This is a genomic window from Peribacillus sp. NPDC058002, from assembly GCF_042886655.1.
Classification (GTDB): domain Bacteria; phylum Bacillota; class Bacilli; order Bacillales; family DSM-1321; genus Peribacillus; species Peribacillus aracenensis.
On sequence record NZ_JBHVQU010000048.1, the window covers coordinates 1 to 19398 of the forward strand.

Sequence of the window (19398 nt, forward strand, 5' to 3'; positions counted from 1 at the left end):
GATCAAATGCCATGAATATGTATTATAATTTATTAAAGAACGACTTAGTCAAACAGGCTAGCCATGAGAAAAAGACTGATTGAAATACATAATTGACTACACCCGAGGAAGTAGAGTAAGTATTTGCGCAAAAAGGAACGACACTTGTCATGGTAAACTCCGTTTGTGGCTGCGCTGGGGGAATTGCTAGACCTGCAGCTGCTCATGCAATCCATAATGATAAACGCCCAGATCAGCTAGTAACCGTTTTTGCTGGGCAAGATAAAGAGGCGACGGAAAAAGCCCGTGATTATTTCGAAGGGTATCCGCCGTCATCCCCATCATTTGCATTGCTGAAGGATGGAAAAATCATCACCATGATAGAGCGTCATGAGATTGAAGGGCACCACCCGATGTCTGTAGTAGAAAAATTACAAGACTACTTCGATCAATATTGCGAAGAAGTGTAAGCCCATAGCCATATCTAAAAAACCCGCCAATCGGCGGGTTTTAGTTTTGACGACAAAAAGGGGTTCGGAAGTAGTCTCATCCCGAACCATGATTATAAAAAGAAGACTTGGCTATCCTTTATGAATGTTTCCTTTTTTATAGGGGATGAAATCCTTATTGGATTGAAGATATATGCGACACTCCTGCCAAATAACTGTCTAGCCGAGAGCTCGCAGGCGCTTGCGCGAGGAGGCTTGGCAGACAGTCGGCGGAAAGGGAGCGGATTTCTGAAATCAACTTGAATGTTTTTTTAGAAACAAACCGTAGTCAAACTCGCTTTTCTTGAAGTTTGAATACAGTCTGAAAACCGCACTTTCGGCGGATTTTTTTATTCATGATTTTGCATAAGTCAGGGGCATTTAGGAAAGAAGAAAGATAAGGATGCCGGTATATTCCCTTTGGAGCTATTTAGAAATGAAATTATAGTAATATTCTGAAAAATAAATCTATTATTTACGTTATTGAATAATTATAAGAGTGTGTTAAAATACACATTAGTGTATGAATATTAGTTATTCAAATTTTAACTAAACCAAATTCAATAACAAGAGAATTGAAAATATCATTTTGGAGGAATAATAATGAAGTTGAAAAAGCAGTTAGCATTGTTGCTTACTTCTGTTTTATTAGTAGGTATTTTAGCAGCATGCGGAACATCGGGGAAAGAAGATAAGGACACAGCAGGTACAGACGGCAAAAAGGTCCTGGTAATGGGAACATCTGCGGATTATCCGCCATTTGAATATGTTGAAACATCTAAAAGTGATGAAATTAAAGGATTTGACATCGATATCGCTAAAGCAATCGGAAAAAAATTAGGTTATGAGGTTGAAGTGAAGGACATTGACTTTAATAGTCTTGTGCCTGCTCTGGAAAATAAATCGGTCGATTTCGTTATCTCTGGAATGACTCCAACTGAAAAACGTGAGCAATCAGTCGATTTCAGTGATATTTACTATACAGCTAAAAACATGATCATCACGACAAAGGACAGCAAAATCAAAACTGTTGAAGATTTAAAAGGGAAAACCGTAGGCGTACAGCTTGCATCCATTCAGGAGACATTGGCAAATGACTTGAATAAATCCCATGATATCGGGATGAAAATTGAAAAACGGAATCGTATACCTGAGGTTGTTCAAGAAATGTCAACAGGACGTTTTGATGCCGTAATCATGGAAGATACTGTTGCAAAAGGCTACTTGAATGATAATAAAGATTTGGTGGGGCATTTGATCGAGTCCGGTGAACAAGATGCTGGTTCGGCAATCGCTTTCCAAAAGGGAAGCAAGTTAACTGAAGAATTCAATGCCGAGTTGAAAAAAATGTTAGAGAACGGTGAAATGGAAAAGTTAATATTAAAATGGTTCGGTGGCAGTGAAACTGAATAATACAGAGAGATGAAAAGCGTTCAGAAGAGTTTGAGTATGCCTTCTGAACGTTTTTCCGCGCTTTATTGTTAATAAAATGAAGCAGGAGGAAGGACCTAATATAAAGGCCTTCATAAGAGAGGATGAATGGAGTGAATCTGGAATTTGAAAGGATTATGCCTTCCCTTCCATATATCCTGGAGGGGATACCGACAACATTAAAGGTTGTAGCGGTAGCGGCAGTAATCGGATTTGTTTTGGGAATATTACTATCTATACTTAAAATCAGCAGAATTAAGCCCTTAAATTGGATTGCAGACTTTTATACATCCATTTTTCGCGGTACACCTTTGGTGCTGCAATTAATGCTGATTTATTTTGGTTCACCACAAATATTAGGGATTCAAATCGAAGCGTTCCAAGCAGCATTTTTAGCATTCGGGCTAAATTCAGCGGCATACATCTCTGAAATTATCAGGGGAGGCATTTTAGCTGTCGATAAAGGCCAACGAGAGGCATCGCTTGCACTTGGGGTTCCCTATTCAGGTATGATGCTAAATATTATCCTTCCGCAGGCCATCAAGAATATCCTGCCATCGCTTGTGAACGAATTGATTTCCTTAACCAAGGAATCAGCCGTTGTCACAATTATTGGATTAGGGGATATCATGCGCCGTTCTTATATTGTCGGCGGTGAGACATATAAATTCTTCGAGCCGATATTATTTGCCGGTCTCATTTATTATGTGATGGTCATGGTTCTCACCATCTTAGGCAAAGTGATTGAAAGGAGAATGAGACGCAGTGATTAAAATTGATGGACTCAAAAAAAACTATGGTAAGCTCGAAGTATTAAAAGGAATCAGCACCGAGATAGGGCAGGGAGAAGTGTTAGCAATCATCGGCCCGTCCGGTTCGGGAAAATCAACTTTCTTACGCTGCATCAATATGCTTGAAACTCCAACTGATGGTCAAATCAGGTTTAAAGATCAAATCATCACTGAAAAAAAGACCAATATCATGAAAGTGCGTGAAAATGTCGGGATGGTATTTCAACATTTTCATTTATTTCCGCATAAAACCGTACTGGAGAATCTGACATATGCACCTATGAAGGTGAAAAAACTATCAAAGGCCGAGGCTGTAAAACAAGCTCGTGAACTCTTGAATAAAGTAGGTTTGTCCGATAAAGAATCGACTTATCCGAATCGTCTGTCAGGCGGGCAAAAACAAAGGGTCGCGATTGCGCGGGCATTGGCAATGAACCCGGAAGTAATCCTTTTCGATGAACCGACTTCAGCGCTTGATCCCGAGATGGTAAAAGAAGTGCTCGAGGTTATGAAGTCACTGGCACATACGGGGATGACCATGCTGATCGTAACGCATGAAATGGGATTTGCCAGGGAAGTGGCCGATCGTGTACTATTCCTGGATGGGGGTCTGCTTGTCGAGGAAAGTGCTCCGGAAGAATTCTTTTCCAATCCGAAAAGCCAGCGTGCAAAAGACTTCTTGGAAAAAGTTTTATAAGCTGAAGAAAATAGTATATAATTGTAAAAAAGGTAACGTTTAGGTTACCTTTTTTATTTTTTTCCTATAATGTATTTTTGTGTGAATGCATTTAGAAAAAATGGAAATTTAACTCGCAAAGGACTGTAAAAATATCTGATTTCCTGATAGTATTATAATAGATAGAGAAAGAGCCAGGTGATACATAACAATGTTTAAAATCGGGTACAGGACGATTAAAACTGCTTTGGGGGCCACCCTGGCAATTATTATTGCACAAATGCTTAATCTCGAATATTTCTCTGCTGCGGGAATCATTGCGATCTTATGCATTCAAGTTACAAAAAAGAAGTCGGTGTATGCCTCCTGGCACCGGTTTTTAGCTTGTTTGATCGCAATGGCCTATGCATCCCTATTCTTTCATTTCATCGCATTCCATCCGCTGATAATAGGTTTGATTCTCTTGATTTTCATTCCAACGGCTGTTGCCTTGAAGATTAATGAGGGGATTGTGACGAGCAGCGTCATCATCATGCATCTATACGGGGCGGGTGACATCACTTTTTCCCTGCTGATCAATGAAACGATATTAATCGCGGTTGGAGTTGGAGTGGCGCTTGTCATGAATCTGTACATGCCCAGTGTCGATGACAAACTGTTGACCTACCAGGAAAGCATCGAAACGAACTTTAGTGCGATCTTGATGGGAATTGTCCGCTATTTAAGGGATAATGATCACACATGGGATGGTAAGGAAATCACCGAAACGGCCAATCTTCTTAATCAAGCCAAAAGCCTTGCCTTCAGGGACGTGGAAAATCATTTTTTAAGGGAAGAAGACCTGTATTACCATTATTTCAAAATGCGTGAAAAGCAATTTGAAATAATTGAGCGAATTCTGCCCCTTGTCACGAATATTCCATTGGTGGTCAAGCAAAGCGGAATAGTGGCTGATTTTATAGAAGATTTGGCAGAAAATGTCCACCCACAAAATACGGCCATTCTTTATCTGAAGAAGCTTGAAGAAATGGAGATTCATTTTAGGGGAATGGCACTGCCGCAGACAAGGGAAGAGTTCGAATCCAGGGCCGCATTACTGCAGCTCATGAAGGAAATGGAGCGTTATTTATTGTTGAAGCATTCCTTCAAGGGACTACCCAAGCTGAACGGCAACCGAATGAAAAAGAGGCACTTGGCTTAAACTAAGCAAAAAAGTGAAGGAATGATACAACATGAAATGGATTCTTTCTTTGTTGCTTATGCTACTTTTGTGGCCGTTGCAGGTACAGGCCCAACCTCAATCGGTTAAGCCTGGCGATCCGTTTATCATCATCAATAAAGCTAACAATAAATTGGCGTTCATTGATGATAATGAGGTCAAGGAGATTCTGCCGGTCGGTACGGGAAAGAGCCAGGAACTTACACCCGAAGGGATTTTCACGGTCAAGGTAAAAGCAGTCAATCCATATTACCGGAAAAAAAATATTCCTGGCGGCGATCCCAGGAACCCTCTGGGGTCGCGGTGGATTGGATTCGATGCACGAAATACCGATGGGAGGATTTACGGCATTCATGGTACGAATAAGCCATCATCAATTGGTAAATACATTTCAAATGGCTGTGTACGGATGCATAAATCCGATGTAGAGCGTTTGTACGAAAAAGTCCCCATCGGCACTAAAGTTTTGATCACCATATCGAACGAGGATTTCGAAACGTTGGCAAAGAAAAATGGAGCGATAAAATAAAGAGAGGGAAGCTTTGCTCCCCTCCCAACGGTTTCTATTACAAAAGAAATGCGATACCTGATAATAAGCTCGTTAATAACATTGAGATAAGCATTAAATACACGACGATTTTTCTGATTTTCTTGTTTCCCATATGCTCTCTCCCTTAAAACAGTTTAATTGATTTTATTTTAACTTGAACATTTAGTAGAAACAAGTAAAAGTATAATGTTCATATTATTCCGAATCTTGAAAGGCTTTAATGCAAGATTAGTAGTATTCTAATGGAGTCATCCAATAATACATAGCATGGGGGTTTTATGATGATTAAAAATATCGATCATATAGGTATTGCCGTCAAGTCACTGGAGGAGACCTTGCCACTTTACACGGAAACGTTGAAATTGAAACTTGAAGGAATCGAGACAGTTGGGAGCCAAGGAGTGAAAGTGGCCTTCATCCTGGCAGGCAATACCCGTTTGGAGTTGTTGGAAGCGTTGTCACCGGCAAGCCCAATCGCCAAATTCATCGAAAAACGCGGTGAAGGGATTCATCATGTGGCACTTGGCGTCGATGACATCGAAGAGAGAATAAAAGAAATCAAAGAATCTGGATTGCGGATGATTGATGATTCATCAAGAAAGGGAGCACACAATGCGGATGTTGCTTTCGTTCATCCCAAGTCTACCGCGGGTGTATTATATGAGCTTTGTGAACAAGCAGTATCAAAGGAGGAGCAGGAATGACAGACATATACGATACGATCAATGACCTATATGACAGACGCCGCAAAGTGGAAATGGGCGGCGGTGAAGAAAGAATCGATAAGCAGCATGAAAAGGGCAAACTTACTGCAAGGGAAAGAATTGAACTTTTAGTTGATCCGGGTACTTTCATAGAGCTTAATCCTTTTATCAAACACCGTAATACCAATTTTGGCATGGAAAAGGAAGAAGGGCCAGGAGAAGGGGTTGTCACCGGTTACGGAAAGGTCAACGGCCGTGATATTTATCTGTTTTCACAGGATTTTACTGTTTTTGGCGGGGCACTCGGTGAAATGCATGCTCTGAAAATTGCCAATGTTATGGATTTGGCAGCGGAGAATGGAGCCCCTTTCATAGGTTTAAACGATTCTGGTGGGGCGCGTATTCAAGAAGGCGTGGTTTCGCTTGACGGATATGGCCAAATTTTTTACCGGAATTCCATTTATTCAGGGGTCATACCACAGATTTCGGTTATTATGGGACCTTGTGCAGGTGGAGCCGTATATTCCCCAGCCATAACAGACTTTGTCTTCATGGTTGAAAAAACGAGCCAAATGTTCATAACAGGTCCTAAAGTCATTGAAACGGTTACAGGGGAAAAGATTTCATCTGAAGGGTTGGGTGGAGCGGCAGTACATAATACCATAAGCGGGAATGCCCATTTCAAGGGAGCATCTGAGGAGCAAGTATTGGCGGACGTTAGACGTCTCCTGAGTTATCTTCCACAAAACAATGAAGAGAAGCCGCCTGTTTTGGAAGCCGACGAAGGAGATGACTACCGTCCGGACTTAACGGATGTAGTCCCTTATGAAGGGATTCGTCCATATGATGTTCGGAAAGTATTGGAGCAGGTTGTCGATGAGGATTCCTTTATGGAAGTTCAAGAGGGCTTTGCGAAAAACATAGTGGTCGGCTTGGCGCGTATCAAAGGGAAATCAGTGGGGCTTGTCTGTAACCAGCCAAAGGTGTTGGCTGGGGGACTTGATATTGATTCATCAGATAAGGCTGCCCGTTTTATTCGTTTCTGTGACTCGTTCAACATTCCGCTAATTACATTTGAAGACGTTTCAGGGTTTTTCCCGGGCGTTAAACAAGAACATGGCGGGATCATTCGCCATGGTGCAAAGCTGCTATATGCTTATTCGGAAGCAACAGTACCAAAATTGACGATCATTCTGCGTAAAGCGTACGGAGGAGCTTACGTGGCTCTTAATAGTAAATCCATCGGTGCGGATCTGACGTTTGCATGGCCAAATGCTGAAATCGCTGTAATGGGATCAGCTGGAGCGGCAAATATCATTTTTGCCCGTGAAATTCAAAATAGCCAAGATCCGGAAGCGACACGTGCAGCTAAAATTGAAGAATACCGTGAGAAGTTCGCCAATCCATATGTTGCCGCAAGTCTTGGAATGGTGGATGATGTAATTGATCCCCGTGAAACCAGGATTAAGATCATTCAATCTCTTGATATGCTGCGCAACAAAAAAGAAAACCGACCATGGAAAAAACACGGAAATATTCCGTTGTGATCCGATCCAACATTGAAAGGAGCCCAAACTATCTGTTTTGGGCTCCTTTCCATACTGGGGAAGATATCATTTAAAAGAAAACCATTTATAAGCATCATTCACATTTTGGCAGGGAAATGACCAGCATGCCATTCTGGGTTCTTCCTTTTCACTTTATTTGCCGGGGCGCCGCTTTTAGAAGTATAATTAAAGAGGAAAACTTTTTTGGAGGTTTTATTTTATGATAAATGAAGAACGTTTAGTTAATGAATTTATGGAATTGGTGCAGATTGATTCCGAAACGAAAAATGAAGCAGCCATCGCCAAAGTGCTGAAAGAAAAATTCGGGGCACTGGGTGTAGAGGTTTTTGAAGATGATACAACAGCAGTTACCGGTCATGGTGCAGGGAATTTAGTATGTACTTTAAAAGGAATGAAAGAAGGCGTGGATACCATTTATTTCACATCCCATATGGATACGGTTGTACCGGGTAATGGAATCAAGCCTTCCATCAAGGATGGATACATAGTGTCAGACGGAACGACCATTTTAGGTGCGGATGACAAAGCTGGATTAGCGGTCATGTTAGAAACGCTTAAAGTGTTGAAAGAACAGAATATCGAACATGGTACAATTGAATTCATCATTACAGTAGGTGAAGAATCTGGCTTGGTTGGGGCAAAGGCATTGGATCGCTCCCTTGTAACGGCTAAATTCGGTTTTGCACTTGATAGTGATGGAAAAGTGGGAAATGTGGTTGTTGCTGCACCTACTCAGGCGAAAGTATGTGCAACCATTTTAGGCAAGACTGCACATGCTGGTGTCGCTCCTGAGAAAGGCGTTTCGGCCATTACGATCGCTGCCAAAGCAATCTCTAGAATGCCATTGGGCAGAATCGACGAGGAAACGACAGCCAATATCGGACGTTTCCAGGGCGGACAGCAAACCAATATTGTTTGTGACCATGTTGAAATCCTTGCAGAAGCAAGATCTTTGATTCCTGAAAAAATGGAAATACAGGTAGCGAAAATGAAAGAGGCATTCGAGACTGCAGCCATTGAAATGGGCGGACGTGCTGAAGTTGAAGTTAACGTGATGTATCCTGGTTTTAAATATGGTGCTGGTGATCATGTAGTCGAAATCGCAAGAAAGGCAGCAGAGAAAATCGGCCGTCCTTGCGAGCTTGTTAAAAGCGGCGGAGGAAGCGATGCGAATGTCATTGCAGGCTTTGGCATCCCTACTGTCAATCTCGCAGTGGGCTATGAAGATATCCATACTACGAATGAAAGAATCCCAGTTGAGGAATTAACGAAGCTAGCTGAAATGGTCGTCACTATCATCAAAGAAGTATCAGGGGAATAATCACCCAAAATATGACAGGGGGATGGAGGAGAGTTTCCTGAGTAAAAAGGTTATCGGACTTCTTGCAGAGGGCGTGGAATATGCCGTGCCTAATGAATTCGTGATTCCATCGCAAGACCTGATGCCTTGCTTTCCGGATTTCCTGCAACCAGGTAAATCAGCCCAGGCTATGATGGCCAAAGGTGGATTGCAATAAAGACGGATATCCTCCATCAAACTATTGGCCAGGGTGACGTGAAATCTTGATTTTTACCGAATATATTCAAGGGGTTGCCTTTTGATTACGATCATTGATCAGCAAAAACTCGTATATATTTGCCAAGGTGTTAACAGTATTGAAGGAATATATGAACAGTCATCAATGACATGATGGCTGTTTTTCTTGGAGTGGAAGCATCTTTCAACGTGGTTACCAAAGATAAATAGGGGTACCTTAATAGAAGTGATTTTTTATTGGGCCTATTATCTTTTTAATTTTACAAGGATGTGACGGTCAAACATGAAGGACATGTATCCCAAAAATGGCAGGGTCATTCTCCATGTAGACATGAATAGTTTCTATGCTTCAGTGGAAATGTCATATGATGTTTCATTAAAAGGCAAACCGCTTGCCATTGCAGGCAATGTTGAAGAGAGAAGGGGCATAATCGTCACCTGCAGCTATGAGGCGAGGAAGTTCGGGGTTAAAACGACCATGCCCATTTGGCAGGCGAAAAAACTATGTCCTCAATTAGTCATTCAGAAACCGAATTTCGAGCGTTATCGAAAGGCATCACTGGCAATTTTTGATGTTTTAAGACAATATACAGAGATGGTTGAACCGGTTTCGATAGATGAGGGGTATCTGGATATTAGTGAATGCGCCGAATTGGGATCCCCTTTAGATATAGCCAATAGCATTCAGGAAAGAATTTTTAATACGATGGATCTCCCTTGCAGCATCGGGATTGCCCCTAATAAATTTTTGGCCAAAACTGCTTCTGATATGAAGAAGCCAATGGGAATCACTGTGTTAAGGAAACGGGACATTTCGGAAAAGCTCTGGCCTTTACAAGTTGGCCAAATGCATGGCATCGGGGATAAAACCTCGGAAAAGCTTCGAACTATCGGGATAATGACGATCAGGGACCTTGCACACGCCAATGATAGTCAACTTAAACAGCTTCTGGGGATCAATGGCATCCGTTTGAAAGATAGGGCTAATGGAATCGACCAAAGGGCAGTGGATCCCGAAGCGATTTTTGAGCATAAGAGCATTGGGAACTCTACTACTCTTCCGCATGACTCCACCAATCAAAAAGAACTGATCGGTGTACTGGATAAGCTATCCGGGAAGGTTGCAGCCCGTTTGAGAAATAAACGCCTGCTTGGTCAAAAAATAGGTGTGACGATCCGTTACAAAGACCGCCGCACAATAACGAGAAGCAGAACGGTCCCTAATCCAGTTTTTGAAAAAAAGGATATTTTGGATGGAGCTATCGATCTCTTTATGAAAAATTGGAATGGGGAAGGAATCAGGCTTCTTGGTGTCACGGCCTATGATGTCATCGAAAAAGAGTCAGCCTTCAAGCAACTGGATATTTTCTCCTTTCAAGAGGATGCAGAAAAAGAACCTCTGTATGAAGCGATGGAACACTTGCAAAATAAGTACGGAGAAAATATTATTAAAAAGGGATTACCCTTGAAAAACCGTTCAATTGGAACAGACACTAGCTTCAGCAAAGATTTCTTTGGGCAATCCAGGAGGAATGATCCTTCTTTTGACAAAGAATAGCGTACAAGCTGTGTAAAGATATAGAGAAGGGAAAGATGAAGCATGACAAAACAACAGATTGGCGTTATCGGACTAGCCGTAATGGGCAAGAACCTTGCATTTAATATTGAAAGCAGGGGATATTCAATTTCCGTGTATAATCGCTCAGGATCAAAAACGGACGAAATGATGAAGGAAGCGGAAGGCAAAAACGTAACAGCCGCTTATACACTTGAAGAATTCGTCAATTCTTTGGAAACGCCACGCAAAATTTTATTGATGGTTAAAGCCGGGGCGGCAACAGATGCAACGATCGAGCAATTAAAACCGTTACTTGAAAAAGGTGATATCGTTATTGATGGAGGGAATACCTTCTTCAAGGACACTCAGCGCCGCAATGAGGAATTAAGCAAGCTTGGCATCCATTTCATCGGTACAGGCGTCTCAGGAGGGGAAGAAGGAGCTCTAACAGGTCCATCCATCATGCCTGGAGGTCAAAAAGAAGCATATGAACTTGTTGCACAGATCTTGAAGGATATTTCAGCTAAGGTCGACGGTGATGCTTGCTGTACGTATATCGGACCGGATGGAGCAGGTCATTATGTTAAAATGGTACATAATGGTATTGAATACGGGGACATGCAGTTGATTTCCGAATCATATTTCCTTTTGAAAAATCTCCTTGGATTATCTGCCGAAGAATTTCATGAAGTCTTTACTGAATGGAATCAAGGGGAACTTGACAGCTATTTAATTGAAATTACTGCTGATATTTTCAAAAAATATGATGAGGAAACCGGTAAGCCGATGGTCGATGTCATTTTAGATAAAGCTGGCCAAAAAGGTACGGGGAAATGGACAAGTCAAAGTGCGCTTGATCTTGGCGTTCCGCTTCCAATCATTACGGAATCGGTGTTTGCCCGGTTTATTTCAGCAATCAAGGACGAGCGTGTTGAAGCGAGTAAAATCCTTCGTGGTCCAAAAGCCGAATCATTTACAGGCGACAAAAAGGCTTTGATAGAAAATATCCGTAAAGCACTTTATATGAGCAAAATCTGTTCATATGCACAAGGATTTGCACAAATGAAAGCAGCATCAGAAGAAAATGACTGGAACTTGCAATATGGGGAAATAGCGATGATTTTCCGTGGCGGCTGTATCATTCGTGCACAATTCCTCCAAAAAATCAAGGAGGCGTACGATCGTGAAGCGAACTTGAACAATCTTCTTTTAGATCCATACTTCCAAGGGATCGTCGAAAGCTATCAAGGAGCTTTACGTGAGGTAGTGTCAACGGCTGTGATGAACGGAATTCCGGTTCCTTGCTTGTCATCAGCACTTGCCTATTTCGACAGCTATCGCACAGAAACGCTGCCAGCTAACCTGATTCAAGCTCAGCGTGACTATTTTGGAGCCCATACTTATCAACGTATTGATAAAGAAGGAACGTTCCATACCGAATGGATGGAAAAATAAAAAGTTCAAGCCAGTATAAAAGGGGATCCCCTTTTATACTGGCTTTTTTTGGTTGTAATATTCATCATGTTAAGGACCTCGGATGCACAGAAAAAAAGGGCGCTTCCATGCGCCCTCTTTTTTTGCTATCTCCGATGCTCTACAAGGTCGATGACCCCTAATACAACATGTGCCAAACCGAAACCAAAAACCGTATTAGCAACCATTTTGTTTGAGCCCCGGGTCTGCTTCATTGCATAACCCGCAGCTGTCACGGCTGTGCCCAACGCTGTTGGAATTAATCCTTCACGAATGTCCATAAGTTTAATCCCTCCACACCGAAGTTAGTGGTGCTGTCCTCTGGCACCTTTTCTAGTGTAACCTAAGCAAGGATTTAGCATTCTTTTTCCATGAGGATAAAAATGGTAAAAATAAACTAATTGTAAATAGTTCCAATTATTTTACCTTTTTTAGGGAAAATGTAGTATGATGTATGTCATTCATCCTTGCTTTTTAGGTTTAAACACCTGCGGAAAAAGGAATATAAACATTGAAAGAGTTGGTCGGACCGTAGGATACAGTAGGCAGAAAGAAGAGAGAAGGAGCGGAGACTTATGTTCATCATCTGGTGGGCTGTAGCCATTTTTTTATTTTTCATTGCCTTAGAATCTGGTGTTTCCTTTTGGCTTAATTCGGAAATAGAGGAAGAAATGTCTAAGCCCAAGGAAATGTTTGATATTATCCGGAATAAATTGCTGAGGAAAAGTGTTTCATGAATGAAGAAGGGATGCAGGTTCAAATCTGCATCCCTTCTTCATTTCAGTCAGCATCATTTTCGTTATTCTTGATTTCCCACCAAATATGTCCGTCTTCTTCCAGGAGTTCATCGGATGCCAGCGGACCTGTGGATCCCGCTTCATAGTTAGGGAAAGACTCGTCCTTAGTATTTTCCCATGCATTGGAAATGGTATCGACGAACTTCCATGATAGGGCTACCTCGTCCCAGTGCGTAAAGTTGGTAGCATCCCCGCGCATGCTGTCAAACAATAGCTTTTCATATGCCTCAGGAGAATTGATGTGTTCAATCCCTTTGTTGGAGACGGTCAGTTTTACTGGCTTTGTATTGGATGTCGTCCCGGATTTCTTAACATTTAAGTACAGTGTGATCCCTTCGTCAGGCTGGATATGGATAACGAGAAGATTCGGGTTCAGCGTTTCTTCCGTTTTATAATACAGATTCATTGGAATATCTTTAAATTGAACGACGATATTCGTTGATTTGACATCCATCCTCTTACCGGTACGGATATAAAAAGGAACACCGGCCCAACGGAAGTTATCAATCATCAATTTACCCGCCACATAGGTCTCAGTGTTGGATTCGGGATCTACATTATGTTCATTGCGGTAGGCCGGAAGTGTTTGACCGTCTATCGTTCCTTCACCATATTGGCCACGGACGAAGTATTGATCGACTTCGTCCACTTTCATTGGTCGAAGTGAGCGCAATGCCCGCACTTTTTCGCTTCGAATCTCTTCTGTCGTCAAAGCGATCGGGGGTTCCATGGCAAGCAAGGCCACCATTTGGAGCAGATGATTTTGGACCATATCCCTTAGGGCACCGCTGGTTTCATAGTAACGTCCACGTTCTTCAACGCCAAGTGTTTCGCTTGAAGTAACCTGGATATTGGATATATATCTGTTATTCCAAAGCGGCTCGAATAGGGCATTTGAAAAACGTATGACCTCAATATTTTGTACCATTTCTTTGCCTAAATAATGATCGATACGGTAGATTTCATCTTCAGCGAATGCCGTTCGAATCTGCCCATTCAATTTTTGTGCTGTTTCGAAACTGTGTCCAAACGGCTTTTCTATGACAAGGCGCTTATATCCATTCGTGTCGGTCAGGCCTTGAGCTTTAATCTGTTCGGCAATCGTTCCGAAAAACTCGGGTGCCATCGCCAAATAGAAGATCCGGTTTCCTTCTAATTGATATTGTCCGTCCAATTTTTCGGCAATGTCCTTCAACTGCAGATATGATTCCGAACTGGAGACATCATGGGAGTGATAATGGAAATGGGAAATGAATTCGTCTACCTTTTCTTTTGCATGTCCGAAAGTAAGTATGGAATCCTTGACACTTGTTTGGAACTCCTCATTCGTCAATGGCCTCCTTGCTACTCCAACGACTGCGAACTTATTTATTTTCTCTTTTTGAAATAGTCGATATATGGAAGGAAACAATTTCCTTTTCGCTAAATCTCCGGTAGCACCAAAAATCATGATCAGTGCTGTGGGTTTATTGTTTTCTGTCATGTTAAAACCTCAACTTTCCGTTAAATCTGTCTATAAAGTTGGAATTCCCGTATGTGTACCAATTTCTAATTTTACGTTTAGCTTTCCCTCAAAGCAATCAATTTGCGCATTTTTTCTCATATTTCATTAAAAGTTTAATTTGGTTTCGGTTTTTAGGGGTCATAAATGAAACAGGGCTTTGGTTATGCTATAGTTAATCATAAAGAAGCATTTGCAACGGAGGTAGTATGAGTGGATTTCGTTTTATTGGGTACAGGCGCCGGCGTTCCGGCTAAAGCGCGTAATGTGACTTCAATCGCCCTGCAATTATTGGAAGAACGAGGGACGGTTTGGTTATTCGATTGTGGGGAAGCAACACAGCATCAAATATTAAAAACCGCGGTCAAGCCGCGAAAGGTTGAAAAGATTTTCATCACCCATTTACATGGTGACCATATCTTCGGACTGCCTGGATTTTTAAGCAGCAGATCTTTTCAGGGCGGTGTGGATAAATTGACCGTATATGGTCCACAAGGAATAGATGCATTTATTAAGACGAGCTTACAGGTGAGTGGAACTCATTTAAAATATCCCTTGGAAATCATCGAAATTGAAGAAGGCGCAGTGTTTGAGGACGAACAATTCACAGTCACGGCCATGTCGCTTGATCATGGCATTTACAGCATCGGTTACCGGATTGTTGAAAAAGATCGTCCAGGAAGCTTACTGGTCGACCGGCTGCGTTCTGAAGGTGTGAAGCCGGGGCCTCTTTTTAAAGCATTGAAAAATGGACAAACAGTCCGTCTCGATGATGGCCGTGTCTTAAATGGGAAGGACTATCTCAGTGCTCCGCAAAAAGGACGGATCATCACGATTCTTGGTGATACAAGAATGTGCAGCAATGCGCTCATTCTTGCTGAATCGGCGGATTACCTTGTTCATGAAGCTACATTTTCAGCGGAAGAATCCGAAATGGCATCAGCCTATTATCATTCGACCACCGTTCAGGCTGCAGAAACGGCTTTGAAAGCGGGAGCTAAGAATCTAATCCTTACGCATATCAGCTCACGGTATACTCCGGAGGATGCTGAGAGGCTAAAAGAGGAAAGCAAAGCGGTCTTTGCAAACACGATTATGGGTGAAGATCTAATGGCAATTAAAGTTCCTTTGTATTCAGGGGAATCGGGCAGCTGAAATCAAAGCCAATGTTTGATATAATTAATCAATTGTTCATTGGATATTTAAAGGAGTGTAAATATGACTGACAAAAGCGACCTACATACTAAAGCAATGGATTTTCTCCTAAAAACAAGCCGGACTTTTTTCATTCCAATCAGCTATCTTCCAAAGGGATTGCAAGAGGCTATTGGAGCTGCGTACCTTTGCATGCGCGCCATCGATGAGATCGAGGATCACCCCGGTCTTCCTGCAGATATTAAGGTTTCCCTTTTAAAGGCTCTTAGTGAGTTGCTTGATGCGGATTTCAGGGAAGAAGATCTTCAATCGTTATTTGAACCATATAAGGATGATCTTCCCGAGGTGACCCTGTTTCTTTCGGACTGGATTGAATTTTGTCCTTCCGGTGCAAAAGACAAAGTCTTGGAATCGACAAAGGAAATGGCCGAAGGCATGGCAAAATGGGTTACTATGGACTGGCAAATCCATAATGAAGAGGAACTCGATGATTACACATATTATGTTGCAGGGTTAGTCGGGGTCATGCTGTCTGATATGTGGAACTGGTACGATGGAACCGAAACGGACCGCGAACTTGCCATCGCATTTGGACGCGGACTCCAAACGGTCAATATCCTGCGTAACCGTGAGGAAGATGCAGAACGCGGTGTGAACTTTTATCCGGATGGCTGGGGTTTCGACGAGATGCTTGCCCATACGGAACATAATCTTGCATTAGCCGATGTGTACATTGGAGAGATTGAAACGAAAGAGATCATCCAATTCTGTAAGATACCCTTGGAATTGGCAAAGGCCACATTGAAAGCCCTAAAAGAAGGCAAAGAAAAAATCGATCGTACTACAGTTACCGAAATTGTCAGCCAAGTTGTCGAACACTGATTTTTCCATAAAGCTGCTTTGAAAGTTACCATCCCTTTCAAAGCAGCTTTTTTTATGTTTTATATCTAGAACTCAAAAAATTCTAAAAAGTTAAAAAATATATTGGAATAATTGGGACTAAACGATTATAATTTAGGAAATAAAAGCGAAAAAGTTGACGTCGCTAGAAAAAACCTAATCTTAAATAAGAAAAAAGCGGGGGGAAAATATGAAAAAGAAATTATATTCAACTGCAGCTATGACATTGGTCGCAGGATTATTATTGGCTGGGTGTGGAAATGACAAGGAAAAAGATACGGCAAAGGATGAAAGCAAAAAGGATACCTTCAACATTGGAGTAACACAAATCGTTCAGCATGATTCCCTGGACCAGGCTTATGAAGGATTTCAGGCGGCATTGAAGGATAGTGACATCAATGCCAAATATGATCTTCAAATTGCACAGGGTGACCAAAATAATAGTCAAACGATCGCCAATAACTTTGTTGGGGATAAAGTGGATTTAATCTTTGCCAATTCTACTCCTAGTGCTCTTAGCGCTTTGAATGCGACAAAGGATATACCAATCGTTTTTACATCGGTTACCGATCCTGTAGCGGCGGAGCTCGTTACATCTTTGGATAAGCCAGGCGGAAATGTGACGGGTACGACGGATTCCCATCCTGAAGCCATTGCCAAATCAATGAAATTCCTGGCAGAAGAACTTGGCGCCAAGACAATTGGGACCGTTTATAATACAGGGGAGCAAAACTCCGTCGTCCAAATAAAAAACGTGAAAGCGGAAGCGAAAAAAGCGGGCTTGAAAGTCGTTGAAGCATCCGTGTCCACTTCAGCCGAGGTTAAACAGGCAACGGAATCATTAATCGGAAAAGCCGATGCTTTCTATATCATTACTGATAATACCGTTGTTTCAGCACTGGAATCGGTCATTTCGGTGGCAAATGATAAAGATATTCCATTGTTTGTTGGTGAGCTTGATTCCGTGAATGCTGGTGGTTTTGCAGCATATGGATTCAGTTACTATGATATTGGTTATGAAGCGGGGCAAAAAGCGGTTGAAATCTTGAAGGATGGCAAAAAGCCTGGAGATATCGCAGTTCAATATCCACAAAAACTGAAATTGGTCATCAATGAAAAGGCAGCAAAAGATATGGGTGTTGAAATAAAAGAAGAATGGAAAGCAGATGCTGAGTTTGTAAAATAAACTCTGCTTTTGTTCGGGGAAGGAAGAAAAAAAATGTTCTCAGCTTTATTCAACTCTTTTGAGTCGGGAATGATTTATGCGATTATGGCACTAGGTGTTTATTTAACATTCAGGATTCTCGACTTCCCGGATATGACTGTGGAAGGCAGTTTTGTGACAGGTGCCTCTGTGGCCGCCATTATGATCGTTAACGGTTTCTCGCCAGCCATGGCCACGTTTTGTGCCATGGTGGCAGGTTTCATTGCTGGGACAATAACGGGATTCCTGCATACGAAAGGGAAAATCAATCCACTTCTGGCAGGTATCTTAATGATGATTGCCCTCTATTCCATCAATTTAAGGATCATGGGTGCATCCAACATTCCGTTGCTTTCTCAAACGACCATTATCACAAATATCCAGAATGCCTGGGCTGGCACTGGCATGGACAATATGTTGAATGGTCTTTTATCGATTGTGGGCCTTGGTGATAGCTTGCCAAAAACGTGGGCTATACTAATTGTTATGTTGATTGTGGCTTTAATCATTCAAGCTGGGATGTCAGCTTTTTTAAAAACGGAAATCGGTCTAGCTTTACGCGCAACGGGTGATAATGAAGCGATGGTCAAGAGTTTTTCCGCCCATACAGGAAACATGAAGATCCTGGGCCTTGCGATTGGAAATGCACTTGTGGCTTTCTCGGGTTCCTTGGTTGCCCAATATAATGGGTTTAGCGATATTGGCATGGGGATTGGAATCATCGTCATCGGATTGGCATCCGTTATAATTGGCGAAGCATTATTTGGCTCCAAAACGATTGCACGTGCGACCCTTGCGGTCATTGGAGGAGCGATCATTTACCGAATCGTCGTAACTTTGGCACTTCGCGTAGAATTTCTTGAAACAGGCGATGTTAAATTAATTACGGCACTTATTGTGGTAGGGGCACTTGTCATTCCTAAAATTACCGATAAACAAAAAGAGAAAAGCCGAAAGAAAAGGCGTCTCAAAGAAATACAGATGCGCCATGGTGGGACTTTATCGAAAGGGGGAGAAGGATATGCTTCAGTTAAATCAGATTTATAAGGTCTTCAATGAAGGGACACCAGATGAAAAGCTAGCCCTTGGGAATCTGGAGCTGCAGATGGCAAAAGGCGAATTTATTACAGTCATCGGGAGTAATGGGGCAGGTAAATCGACGCTGATGAACATGATATCCGGCAAAATTCTCCCTGACGCCGGTGAAGTCATCATTGATGGGGAAAATGTATCGGCCATTGAAGAACATGCCCGTGCTAAAATGATTGGCCGTGTTTTTCAGGATCCCATGCTTGGTACGGCTCCACATATGACGATTGAAGAAAATATGGCGATCGCTTATGGAAGAACCAATAAAAGAGGATTAGGTTTCGGGGTGACAAAAAAACGGAAAGAACTTTTTAAAGAATGTTTGGGTACCCTTCATTTAGGCCTGGAAAATCGGATGACTGCAAAAGTGGGATTATTATCAGGAGGGGAGCGCCAGGCATTATCATTGTTGATGGCGACCTTCACCGATCCTAAAATCCTGCTTCTTGATGAACATACAGCCGCTCTCGATCCTTCCAGGGCAGAGCTTGTTACAAATCTGACGAAGGAAATCGTCGAAAAGAACAAGCTAACGACATTGATGGTGACTCACAATATGCAGCAGGCAATCGATCTTGGAAATTCCTTGATCATGATGGATAAAGGACAAATCATTTTTGAAGCAAGAGGTGCTGAAAAGCAGAAGCTTACCGTTGAAAAACTGCTTAACGAATTCCAGCGCATCAAAGGCGAAAAAATGCTCAATGACCGTGCAGTGTTGATTTAAGATGAGAAAAGGCCCGACCCAGGTGAGACTTAAACCTTGGCCGGGCCTTAT

At 42.1% G+C, this 19398-nt stretch carries 20 protein-coding genes and 1 pseudogene; 18 read left to right on the forward strand and 3 right to left on the reverse strand.

Annotated features, from left to right (window positions below):
* Nucleotides 1–11 precede the first annotated feature (11 nt).
* The 6 genes and pseudogenes from ACFVSH_RS11300 (at nt 12) to ACFVSH_RS11325 (ending at nt 5113) form a co-directional block, all read left to right on the forward strand.
* Nucleotides 12–449: pseudogene (locus ACFVSH_RS11300) on the forward strand (BrxA/BrxB family bacilliredoxin).
* 627 nt (nt 450–1076) lie between these two features.
* Complete coding sequence (locus ACFVSH_RS11305; RefSeq protein WP_483878302.1) at nt 1077–1880, forward strand: transporter substrate-binding domain-containing protein; 804 nt, start codon at nt 1077–1079, stop codon at nt 1878–1880.
* 131 nt (nt 1881–2011) lie between these two features.
* A complete protein-coding gene (locus ACFVSH_RS11310) occupies nt 2012–2671 on the forward strand; it encodes an amino acid ABC transporter permease (protein WP_207439437.1) in 660 nt (219 codons plus the stop codon).
* The gene (locus ACFVSH_RS11315) at nt 2664–3386 is read left to right on the forward strand and encodes an amino acid ABC transporter ATP-binding protein (RefSeq protein ID WP_192205437.1); all 723 of its coding nucleotides are present in this window, start codon (nt 2664–2666) and stop codon (nt 3384–3386) included. Before ACFVSH_RS11310 ends, ACFVSH_RS11315 begins: the two co-directional genes overlap by 8 nt.
* Nucleotides 3387–3576: 190 nt before the next feature.
* Nucleotides 3577–4566 carry an aromatic acid exporter family protein gene (locus ACFVSH_RS11320; protein WP_387597832.1) on the forward strand — a complete coding sequence of 330 codons (990 nt, stop codon included), beginning with the start codon at nt 3577–3579 and terminating at the stop codon, nt 4564–4566.
* A gap of 31 nt (nt 4567–4597) precedes the next feature.
* Entirely contained in the window at nt 4598–5113 is a 516-nt protein-coding gene (locus ACFVSH_RS11325) for a L,D-transpeptidase (RefSeq protein WP_192205435.1), read from the forward strand.
* Nucleotides 5114–5150: 37 nt separating this feature from the next.
* On the opposite strand, the gene prli42 is transcribed toward ACFVSH_RS11325, so the two are convergent.
* On the reverse strand, nt 5151–5246 hold the full coding sequence (gene prli42 / locus ACFVSH_RS11330; protein ID WP_155726463.1) for a stressosome-associated protein Prli42: 96 nt from the start codon (nt 5244–5246) through the stop codon (nt 5151–5153).
* Nucleotides 5247–5412: 166 nt separating this feature from the next.
* Here prli42 and mce point away from each other — a divergent pair, with 166 nt between their 5' ends.
* From mce to gndA, 6 genes are all read left to right on the forward strand, one after another.
* The gene (mce, locus tag ACFVSH_RS11335; protein ID WP_260284645.1) at nt 5413–5838 is read left to right on the forward strand and encodes a methylmalonyl-CoA epimerase; all 426 of its coding nucleotides are present in this window, start codon (nt 5413–5415) and stop codon (nt 5836–5838) included.
* Nucleotides 5835–7385, forward strand: a complete 1551-nt coding sequence (locus ACFVSH_RS11340) for an acyl-CoA carboxylase subunit beta (protein ID WP_192205433.1) — start codon at nt 5835–5837, stop codon at nt 7383–7385. Before mce ends, ACFVSH_RS11340 begins: the two co-directional genes overlap by 4 nt.
* Nucleotides 7386–7605: 220 nt before the next feature.
* Nucleotides 7606–8727 carry a tripeptidase T gene (locus ACFVSH_RS11345; RefSeq protein WP_387705963.1) on the forward strand — a complete coding sequence of 374 codons (1122 nt, stop codon included), beginning with the start codon at nt 7606–7608 and terminating at the stop codon, nt 8725–8727.
* Between the two features lie 22 nt (nt 8728–8749).
* Nucleotides 8750–8923: a hypothetical protein gene (locus ACFVSH_RS11350; protein ID WP_387597825.1), complete on the forward strand. Its 174-nt coding sequence runs from the start codon at nt 8750–8752 to the stop codon at nt 8921–8923.
* 303 nt (nt 8924–9226) lie between these two features.
* The gene (locus ACFVSH_RS11355) at nt 9227–10501 is read left to right on the forward strand and encodes a DNA polymerase IV (RefSeq protein WP_387705965.1); all 1275 of its coding nucleotides are present in this window, start codon (nt 9227–9229) and stop codon (nt 10499–10501) included.
* Nucleotides 10502–10543: 42 nt separating this feature from the next.
* Nucleotides 10544–11956 (forward strand): NADP-dependent phosphogluconate dehydrogenase, encoded by a 1413-nt coding sequence (gene gndA, locus ACFVSH_RS11360; protein WP_387705967.1) that lies wholly within the window; start codon nt 10544–10546, stop codon nt 11954–11956.
* Between the two features lie 125 nt (nt 11957–12081).
* On the opposite strand, the gene ACFVSH_RS11365 is transcribed toward gndA, so the two are convergent.
* Entirely contained in the window at nt 12082–12255 is a 174-nt protein-coding gene (locus ACFVSH_RS11365; RefSeq protein WP_034308217.1) for a hypothetical protein, read from the reverse strand.
* Between the two features lie 294 nt (nt 12256–12549).
* On the opposite strand from ACFVSH_RS11365, the gene ACFVSH_RS11370 reads away from it, so the two are divergent.
* Nucleotides 12550–12711: a hypothetical protein gene (locus tag ACFVSH_RS11370; RefSeq protein ID WP_179890982.1), complete on the forward strand. Its 162-nt coding sequence runs from the start codon at nt 12550–12552 to the stop codon at nt 12709–12711.
* A gap of 43 nt (nt 12712–12754) precedes the next feature.
* On the opposite strand, the gene zwf is transcribed toward ACFVSH_RS11370, so the two are convergent.
* Complete coding sequence (zwf, locus tag ACFVSH_RS11375; protein WP_387705969.1) at nt 12755–14254, reverse strand: glucose-6-phosphate dehydrogenase; 1500 nt, start codon at nt 14252–14254, stop codon at nt 12755–12757.
* A gap of 231 nt (nt 14255–14485) precedes the next feature.
* Here zwf and rnz point away from each other — a divergent pair, with 231 nt between their 5' ends.
* From rnz to ACFVSH_RS11400, 5 genes are all read left to right on the forward strand, one after another.
* Entirely contained in the window at nt 14486–15427 is a 942-nt protein-coding gene (gene rnz, locus ACFVSH_RS11380; protein WP_387597814.1) for a ribonuclease Z, read from the forward strand.
* 63 nt (nt 15428–15490) lie between these two features.
* The gene (locus ACFVSH_RS11385) at nt 15491–16309 is read left to right on the forward strand and encodes a phytoene/squalene synthase family protein (protein ID WP_260284638.1); all 819 of its coding nucleotides are present in this window, start codon (nt 15491–15493) and stop codon (nt 16307–16309) included.
* Between the two features lie 208 nt (nt 16310–16517).
* Entirely contained in the window at nt 16518–17513 is a 996-nt protein-coding gene (locus ACFVSH_RS11390; protein ID WP_076365486.1) for an ABC transporter substrate-binding protein, read from the forward strand.
* Between the two features lie 33 nt (nt 17514–17546).
* On the forward strand, nt 17547–18578 hold the full coding sequence (locus tag ACFVSH_RS11395) for an ABC transporter permease (protein WP_387597810.1): 1032 nt from the start codon (nt 17547–17549) through the stop codon (nt 18576–18578).
* On the forward strand, nt 18553–19347 hold the full coding sequence (locus tag ACFVSH_RS11400; RefSeq protein ID WP_387705971.1) for an ABC transporter ATP-binding protein: 795 nt from the start codon (nt 18553–18555) through the stop codon (nt 19345–19347). Before ACFVSH_RS11395 ends, ACFVSH_RS11400 begins: the two co-directional genes overlap by 26 nt.
* The last annotated feature ends 51 nt before the right edge of the window (nt 19348–19398 follow it).